Origin of the sequence: Thalassobacillus sp. B23F22_16, from assembly GCF_043496955.1 — a bacterium.
Classification (GTDB): Bacteria; Bacillota; Bacilli; order Bacillales; family Halobacillaceae; genus Thalassobacillus; species Thalassobacillus devorans_A.
The window spans coordinates 1-8,620 of record NZ_JBIEKD010000048.1 but is presented as its reverse complement, the minus strand read 5'-3'; the positions used below and the strand labels follow the sequence as shown (position 1 = coordinate 8,620).

Sequence of the window (8,620 nt, the reverse complement as noted above, 5' to 3'; positions counted from 1 at the left end):
ACAGCCAGGAACGGAAGCCATCCAACCAGGCATGGGATAAATTCAACCAAAAAGGGTTCCGATCATCAAAATTCGATGATCGGAACCCTTTTTTACTATTTTCGACTAGTTATGTCCCAGCCTCTTTTTTAGGCTTTCTTCTTCGTTTTTACTTTTGGCAGAATTTTCTTTTGCTCGACTTTTGATTCTCTAATCCAAGTGTCTTCGTTTTCCGTATCATATTGTTCAATGAACTTGATAACTTCTTTGGTTATTGGAGTAGGTGTGGAAGCGCCTGCTGTTACTGCCACTTTTTCTACACCTTGCAGCCATTCTAATTGGATTTCCGTTACATCAGCAATTCGATATGCCTCCGTACCAGCGATTTCTTTAGAAACTTGAGCCAATCGATTGGAGTTGTTACTTCGCGGATCCCCAACGACCAAGGTCAAGTCTGCATCTTTTGCTTGTTCTGCTACAGCTTCTTGACGAACCTGGGTTGCCATGCATATCTCCTGATGAAGTTCGACGTGGGGATATTTGTCTTTGATTTCTTCCATGACATCATAAACGTCCCACTGACTCATCGTAGTCTGGTTAGTCACCAGCAGCTTATCATGTTCAACACTCAACTGTTCGACATCCTCTTCCGTTTGCACGAGATGCACTTTACCTGGAGCTACACCAACGGCGCCTTCTGGCTCAGGATGTCCTTTTTTACCGATATAAATGACTTCATAACCGTCGCTTACACGGTCACGGATCAAGTTGTGTGTATTAGTTACATCAGGACAGGTCGCATCAAGCACAGTAAGACCTTTGTCCTTTGCACGCTCTTTGACCTCCGGTGAAACACCATGAGCAGTGAAAATAACGGTGCCCTCAGTAATTCCCTCTAATATATCTAAACGATTTTTTCCATCCAGTGTGACGATTCCCTGGTCTTTAAAAGCTTCCGTTACGTGTGTATTATGCACAATCATACCCAATATATAGATAGGACGGGGTAAATTGGGGTCTTTGGATGCATTTTGTGCGATTACCATGGCATCTACTACCCCATAGCAATAACCACGCGGTGCGATTTTAATTACTTCCATGCTGGTTGGTTCCCCCTCTGCTTAAAATAAATCTTTATTCTTCCAGACATCAATTCCATTATAAAGGGAAAAGTGGAAGATGACAAAGAAGAGCTGTTTAGAAACGTGCAATTGTGCGCAGTGTCTACTATAATGAGGAAGGAAGTTTTTTTTTCAATGGCTAAGTTCAGTTTGCATCTATCATGGACTTGTCTCTAAAAAAGGAGTAATAAAATGAAAAATCATGAGTTCAATCAATTTGCTATCCATCCGGTAGTCAGTGAAATTATTACTAAATATGGGTTCACCACACCGACTCCGATTCAACAGAAAGTCATACCTGCAGCTTTGCGTGGGGAGAGCATCATCGGACAGTCCCATACTGGATCGGGAAAAACCCATTCCTATTTGCTCCCTCTATTGAACCAATTAGATGAAACGAAAAATCATGTGCAATTTGTTGTCACTGCTCCTACACGAGAGCTGGCTATCCAGATTTATGATGAAGTGCGTAAAAGTATCCACTATGCCGAGAAGGATCATCGTTGGAGGGCTAAGCTTCTGATTGGCGGGACAGATAAACAGAAAACAATGGAAAAATTAAAGGAACCGCCGCATATTATCGTCGGTACGCCAGGTCGTATATTGGATTTGGTAAAAGAGGAAGCTTTGAATTTGCATCAGGCGAATGCTTTTGTACTTGATGAAGCCGATTTGATGCTGGACTTAGGGTTTATAGACGATGTCGATCAGATTCTAATTCGCATGAGTCCGGAGGTACAGCTGCTTGTATTCTCAGCTACTATCCCGGAACGCTTGCAGCCGTTTTTGAAAAAATATCTCTCCAACCCAACTTATATCCATATTAAAGATGAAACGCCTTCTCCGGCTAATATGGAGCACCGGCTGATCCCATTGCGTCACCGCTCTGCTTCAGATATGATTATCAGCATTTCTGAAGTGATACAGCCCTATTTGGCGATTATTTTTACAAATGGAAAAGAACATGCCGACCGCCTCGCACGTGAATTACAGGAAAAAGGTTTAGAGGTCGGTATCTTACACGGGGGGCTGTCTCCGCGTGAAAGAAAAAGAATGTTAAAGGAATTGCAAAATTTGCGCTATCAGTATATCGTAGCAACTGACCTGGCTTCTAGAGGCATTGATATCCAGGGAGTGAGTCATGTTATCAATGCGCAGATGCCGAAGGAAGAAGAATTCTATATCCATCGTGTGGGAAGGACAGCTCGTGCCGGACTTGAAGGCACGGCGATCAATCTGTTCACAGATGAGAATCTTCCTTTAGTACAACGGTTAGAGAAAAAAGGTATTTCCTTCACTTACTACGACATTCGTAATGGAGAATGGAAAGAAGTAAAAGCGCACAATGAGCGACAAAAACGTGAAAAAACGCAGGAATCAACGGTAGAAAAGCAGGCATGGAATATGGTGAAGAAACCGAAAAAAGTGAAGCCTGGTTATAAAAAGAAAATGAAGAGACAAGCAGAAAAAAATATGAAAAAGCTAAAGAGAAACAATTTTAAAAAGAAATAATATAGATTGCAGAGGTGTCGTTGTTAATGGTTAAAATAGGGTCACACGTTTCTATGAAGGGGAAAAAAATGCTTTTAGGCGCCAGTGAAGAGGCGGCTTCTTATGGTTCCAATACATTTATGATTTATACTGGTGCTCCTCAAAACACACGGAGAAGACCAATAGAGGAGCTGAACATCGAGGCAGGAATAGAGCATATGCAAGCGAATGAAATTTCGGATATCGTGGTCCATGCTCCATACATTATCAATGTTGGCAATACGACGAAACCAGAAACATTTCAATTAGGCGTTGATTTTCTTAGAAATGAAATTCTGCGGACAGAAGCCATCGGTGCTGATCAGATTGTTCTTCATCCTGGTTCTCATGTAGGGGCAGGAGCAGAGCAAGGGATAGATAAAATCATTGCTGGTTTAAATGAAGTTCTGCATAAAGATCAAAAAGCCCAAATCGCATTAGAAACGATGGCAGGTAAAGGGTCGGAATGTGGCAGAACTTTTGATGAGTTAGCTAAAATCATTGATGGAGTCGAGCTGAACAATAAATTATCTATTTGTCTGGATACTTGTCACATTCATGATGCAGGTTATGATATCGTAAATAATTTTGATGGGGTACTGGAAGAGTTTGATAAAATCATCGGACTCGATCGTCTTAAAGTCATCCATGTCAATGATAGTAAAAACGAGCGCGGAGCCGCAAAAGACCGACATGAAAATATCGGCTTCGGTCACATCGGTTTCGATGCACTAAGTTACGTCGTCCATCATCCGCAGTTACAAGAACTCCCTAAAATATTGGAGACCCCATATGTAGGCGAAGATAAGAAAAATAAAAAGCCTCCATATAAATTTGAAATTGAAATGTTAAAAGCTAAGAAATTCGATGAAAAGTTAAAAGAAAAGATCGTGGAGCAATAAAAATCACGCTCTCCCTTAAAAAGGAGAGCGTGATTTTTTGTTATTTAAGTAAATGACTGACCCCGTATTCCTTGGCGATTTGATTTAATATACGATTTACTTTATTAGCTGTATCACGACTTGTGATGGCTGCTAATTTTTTTAGCATCATTAAACGCTCATTACTATCTAAAGGATTCAGTTTATTACTTTTCAGTTCCTTGATAATATCCTCTGCTTCCTGACGACTAATATCTATCTGGTACATATTACTATATTTAATAATGTCTTTTACGGTTAGCTGCTTTAATTTTTGGGTAACTATATGTTGTGCCATCTCTTTTTTCATACGGACCGCCTCCTTGAGGGTTATTCTCTTTACACCGTATTCCTACATAATGGAAACGTGAATGGTAAGTTCAGGAATGTAGTGTATTTGAATTGCTTTCTCATAACTAGTCCGTTAGTATCGTTTGATGAGTCCAATTATCTATTGTTCCATTTGGAACAGCCAGTGACTCATCGTAAGGAGTGATATTATGCTATCAACAATAAAAAAGGTTTTTAAATTAGGAGCTACCGTTTTGCTTGTCGGTTTATTCTTTTTTGTTCTTCATATAATCAAAGCAGATACTAAAACAACTGCAGAAGAAAATGATAAGGAAAGGGAAGAAAGAATTGTGGCAGATAGTGCCAAGTCTGCTACACCAAAAAAGTCACAGAAATTAGAAGAAGGGCATTATAAATGGCAGGAGCTGGAGATTAATGCGGACAGGTTAGTGAAAGAAAGTGAAGGAAGGTTTAAGAAGTCATGGGCTATGTTCCTCGTTCGAGAATCAGAGCGTTACGAAATCGATCCATTTTTAGTATATGAACTTTTGAACGTGGAGACAGGAGGAACTTTTAATCCTGAACTGGTCGGCCCATCAACAAAATATGGACGAGCTTATGGAATGGCTCAATTCATGAAAAATACGGCACCATGGATTGCGGATATGGGAGGACTGCCGTATGAAGATGAATTATTGTTCGACCCATACTATTCCATGCAATTATCCCTTATCTACCTGGATTATCTTCACGAAAAATATGGAAACTGGGATGAAGCCTTGACCGCTTACCATCGAGGAGTAGGTGGGTTAGAAAATTACAAAAAAGAGAATGGCCACGCCAGAAGCTGGTATGCTGTTGAAATTCAAGAAAATGCAGAAACCCACCCTACTTTCGCTTCTGCAAATTAACAGATAAGCCCGGGAACCTTCAAAGGTCTTCCCGGCTTTTTGTACTTTATGCTCTGCTAAAACTCAGTCTTGATATAGTTGGGCCCTTTATCATGATTGGGAAAGGATGGGCTGGGAAACGACTCGCTTTCCTGCGGGGGATCTGGCGAGCTTCCTCGGGCAAAAAAGCCCTGCGGGATCTCGCCGTTTCCCTGCCCTTCCAACCGGTTATGGAACAAACGGACCCTTCAAAAGGTGTATAACTAAAACCTTTATCTTAGGGCAACTATAAAGGGCAAATCGCCTTTTTCATTATGATGGGTCTGTCCCACAAGGCGATTTCGAGAACTTTTTATGGTAAGGGGCGATGGGGAAGGTTGAAACTCCTCAAAAATGCTACGCATTTTCTTCGTGCGTGGGATTAGTCAAGATGAAATTCAATGTCCTGCGGGAAAGGATAGACTGGCAAGACCCCGCAGAGCTTATAGCTCGAGGAGGCTTTCCGTCTTCCCCGCGGAAAGAAATTAATGCGTAATCACCTTGGGAGACACGACACGCATAAGCAGAACATCAAAAGGGAAGTGATTTTTCTTCCCGTTGATGGACTGCTTATGTCGCGAGTGTCTAGGTGATGGAGCTGGAAAGCGAATCCTTCCCCATCGCCCCTAAACTCTCACAATCATCTCGAAATCAAGTCTTCGACTTTTCAGCCCTTTTGTTGAATAAACCTTTTGTGAAAATCAATAACAACGCTTAACAGAGAGCAATTATTTAAGGAAGTTTTTCTTTGTAAAAGAAGCTAATAAGGACTTTTGTAATATTTACCATGTAAGTTCAAGTGCTGCCTGCAAATAATATTAAGGAATCTCCATAAAGAAAGTGAGGGTGTCAGCATGGATGATTCCAAAAAGCGCTCAACCTATGATGAGGTGGAAAAAGCACCTCATTATGGAGATGACCACAGGCAGGAAGAAAAACAAGGACTTGTTTATCATGACGAGCCTTATCGGGAAGAGGAATATGAGGAAGAATTCGCCCAGGAACTGGCGATGAGCCCGAATGAAGCGATGAGATCTGAAGAACAAGAGACAGAAATGCAAACAGAAGTGAAATCCGGTATGGGCTGGTTAGCATTAATCCTTGCTGGATTGTCTCTATTTTTTGCTCCCATCCTTTTAGGAGGAGCAGGGATTGTACTTGGTTTCATCTCCAGAAAACGAGGAGCAGAAACCTTAGGAAATACAGCAATCTTCATTGGTGTGGCTTCCATCCTCTTGTCACTGTTCTTCAGCCCGTTTTAGTATAATTAAAAAAGTGAGCCCGATTGGGCTCACTTTTTTATGCTTCCTGCTTTTGTTTTTTGTAATGCTCTTCCGCTAATTTATCGACTTCTTTTTTCAATTCATCAACCATTATATCCTCTGGTACTTTTCGGATGATTTCGCCATGACGGAACAATAATCCTTCACCCCGCGCACCGGCAATACCAATATCCGCTTCACGAGCTTCACCCGGCCCATTAACCGCGCAGCCTAATACAGCTACTTTTATAGGTGCTTTAATGTTTTGAATATATTCTTCCACTTCATTTGCAATGGAAATCAAATCAATTTCAATCCGTCCGCAAGTGGGGCAGGAAATAAGAGTGGCTGCATTAGCAGCAAGGCCAAATGATTTGAGAAGTTCACGACCGACCTTCACCTCTTCTACAGGGTCCGCACTAAGAGAAATTCGTAGTGTGCTGCCAATACCTTTGCTTAAAATAGCTCCCAAACCTGCCGCACTTTTGACAGTGCCGGCAAACTGTGTGCCTGATTCTGTAATTCCTAAGTGGAGCGGATATTTGATCGCTTCCGCAGCTTTCGTGTATGCCTCGATTGCCAACTGCACATCGGATGCTTTTAGAGAAACGATGATGTCATGAAAATCCAGGTCTTCGAGAATCTTGATATGATGTAAGGCACTTTCCACCATTCCATCAGCGGTTGGATAGCCATATTTTTTCAAAATGTGCTTCTCTAAGGAACCAGCATTGACCCCAATTCGAATAGGGATGCCTTTTCTCTTAGCAGCATTTACTACAGCTTCCACCTTTTCCCTGCGACCGATATTACCAGGGTTGATTCGGATTTTATCTGCTCCGCCTTCAATGGCTTTTAAGGCCATTTTATAATCAAAGTGAATGTCGACAACAAGAGGGATGTTAATGCGTTTTTTAATTTCCGGGATGGCGTCAGCAGCTCGATCATCCGGACATGCGACCCTTACAACTTGACAGCCGGCTTCTTCCAGGCGATGTATTTCATTTACGGTAGCTTCTACATCATGCGTTTTGGTGGTGGTCATGGATTGTACCACTACCTGGTCTGATCCACCAATTATCAAATCGCCGACTCTGACTGGCCGGGTATCTTTTCTATGCGTAATTGCCATAAGTGAAACGCTCCTTTGTTTGTTCACATTGAAGTGTAATTCTCTATTCTTCAAGAAAGTTTACCTTTATTAGTGGAATTAAGTCAAAGACTTTCGTAGTAATATATCGGCGACAAGCCGGATTACTATAACACCATCCTTTATTATAAGGCCTAAAGTTTAAAATGAGAAGTAAGATTACTTAGATTATCTTTCTGCTTGTTCATTTTCGTATAAGGGAAAGTAATAAACTTTATCAATGGAGAGAGAAGAAGGTTCAGTTCCCGGGTTCAATTGTTGAAAGTCATGAAGCATATCTTCAATAGAATGGTGATAGCCCCCGTTGTGGAGCTGTTCCATAATAGAAAGGACTGTATCGCCAGGTTTTACCTTCACTGGCACTTGCTGTTCGTATCGGAGTGGTGGATCGAGAATTTCAGCTTGTGAAGGCGGAGGATATTCGATATTTGCAGGCTTTTTTTCGGTTTCAGTACGCACTATTGTTGTGCCAACAGTCAAGTCTTTGTATAAACTAACTAAAAGCAGTAAGATAAAGATAAATAAACCGAACTTTTTCATACAACAGGTCACCCCCGAAGAAGATATATATGTTCTATTCGCCTTTGAATAAAAAGTTTCCTTGTTTGAAACAAAATTAAATTTGATTCGTATATATCTATATAGTATGGAGAGGGCGTGATGAAGTGGGAATTTTACAGTATGATTGGGTCAGCTTTGTTATTACATTCTTAGGTACCTTATTTTTGATTGGTGAGCTGCTTGTCAACGCACGTGGGATATTTGGAATTGTAGGTTTAGGGTTCATCACCGTTTATTTTTATTCCTTCCTTTCCCCAAGCATGTTTATTATTATGATGTTCATTTACCTGATTGGACTTATTTTGATTATTATAGATGGCAAACTTATTAATGATGGGACATTGGCTACCATCGGTGGAGTTTGTATGATTATTGCTGTCGGTTTCAGCTCACCTAACTGGGTAGCCGGATTGTACGGAATAATAGGGGTAATATTGGGTTCTGCAAGCTCCTTATTTTTCTTAAAAGCATTTAAGCGTAGAGATATGTGGTCCAAAATAACCTTAATTGACCAGTTATCAACAGAAGCAGGCTATAATACAATGAATGAAACGTATCGCGATTTGCTCAATAAGGAAGGGATTGCACAGACGGATATGCGTCCGGTCGGCACCATAAATATAGCCGGAAGGAATTATAGTGCCGTTTCGAATGGACAGTGGATCGAGAGGGGTGCTTCTATTGTTGTAGAAGCAGTCGATGGTACGAAAATTTTAGTAGCAAAGAAAATAAATGAAGAGAAAAAATAATGAGGCTGGGACAAAACCCAGTAAATTAAACGGAAAGTGGTCGGCATCAAAATGATGCCGACCACTTTTTTATGGTTTTCTTTTATTTTCAATAAAGAAAATAAGGACAACCTCTGATAAAATTAAAG

Annotated in this window: 9 protein-coding genes; 5 read left to right on the top strand and 4 right to left on the bottom strand. The window is 40.9% G+C overall.

Annotated features, from left to right (window positions below):
• Positions 1–128: 128 nt before the first annotated feature.
• Entirely contained in the window at positions 129–1,079 is a 951-nt protein-coding gene (locus ACGTNI_RS19680) for a 4-hydroxy-3-methylbut-2-enyl diphosphate reductase (RefSeq protein ID WP_394464203.1), read from the bottom strand.
• A 213-nt stretch (positions 1,080–1,292) separates the two neighbouring features.
• On the opposite strand from ACGTNI_RS19680, the gene ACGTNI_RS19675 reads away from it, so the two are divergent.
• Together ACGTNI_RS19675 and ACGTNI_RS19670 are read left to right on the top strand one after the other, a co-directional pair.
• Positions 1,293–2,612 carry a DEAD/DEAH box helicase gene (locus tag ACGTNI_RS19675; RefSeq protein WP_085508894.1) on the top strand — a complete coding sequence of 440 codons (1,320 nt, stop codon included), beginning with the start codon at positions 1,293–1,295 and terminating at the stop codon, positions 2,610–2,612.
• Positions 2,613–2,638: 26 nt separating this feature from the next.
• Complete coding sequence (locus ACGTNI_RS19670; RefSeq protein ID WP_394464202.1) at positions 2,639–3,532, top strand: deoxyribonuclease IV; 894 nt, start codon at positions 2,639–2,641, stop codon at positions 3,530–3,532.
• Between the two features lie 40 nt (positions 3,533–3,572).
• Here the strand turns inward: ACGTNI_RS19670 and ACGTNI_RS19665 are convergent, their stop codons facing one another.
• Positions 3,573–3,860 (bottom strand): DUF2624 family protein, encoded by a 288-nt coding sequence (locus ACGTNI_RS19665; protein WP_394464201.1) that lies wholly within the window; start codon positions 3,858–3,860, stop codon positions 3,573–3,575.
• A gap of 190 nt (positions 3,861–4,050) precedes the next feature.
• On the opposite strand from ACGTNI_RS19665, the gene ACGTNI_RS19660 reads away from it, so the two are divergent.
• Entirely contained in the window at positions 4,051–4,752 is a 702-nt protein-coding gene (locus ACGTNI_RS19660) for a lytic transglycosylase domain-containing protein (protein WP_085508891.1), read from the top strand.
• Between the two features lie 872 nt (positions 4,753–5,624).
• Positions 5,625–6,032 (top strand): hypothetical protein, encoded by a 408-nt coding sequence (locus ACGTNI_RS19655; protein WP_085508890.1) that lies wholly within the window; start codon positions 5,625–5,627, stop codon positions 6,030–6,032.
• A 37-nt stretch (positions 6,033–6,069) separates the two neighbouring features.
• Here the strand turns inward: ACGTNI_RS19655 and ispG are convergent, their stop codons facing one another.
• Together ispG and yqfZ are read right to left on the bottom strand one after the other, a co-directional pair.
• Complete coding sequence (gene ispG / locus ACGTNI_RS19650) at positions 6,070–7,164, bottom strand: flavodoxin-dependent (E)-4-hydroxy-3-methylbut-2-enyl-diphosphate synthase (protein ID WP_085508889.1); 1,095 nt, start codon at positions 7,162–7,164, stop codon at positions 6,070–6,072.
• Between the two features lie 186 nt (positions 7,165–7,350).
• Positions 7,351–7,722, bottom strand: coding sequence for a protein YqfZ (yqfZ, locus tag ACGTNI_RS19645; protein ID WP_085508888.1), 372 nt, complete (start codon positions 7,720–7,722; stop codon positions 7,351–7,353).
• 125 nt (positions 7,723–7,847) lie between these two features.
• Here yqfZ and ACGTNI_RS19640 point away from each other — a divergent pair, with 125 nt between their 5' ends.
• Positions 7,848–8,492: an NfeD family protein gene (locus ACGTNI_RS19640; RefSeq protein WP_085508887.1), complete on the top strand. Its 645-nt coding sequence runs from the start codon at positions 7,848–7,850 to the stop codon at positions 8,490–8,492.
• Positions 8,493–8,620 lie beyond the last annotated feature (128 nt).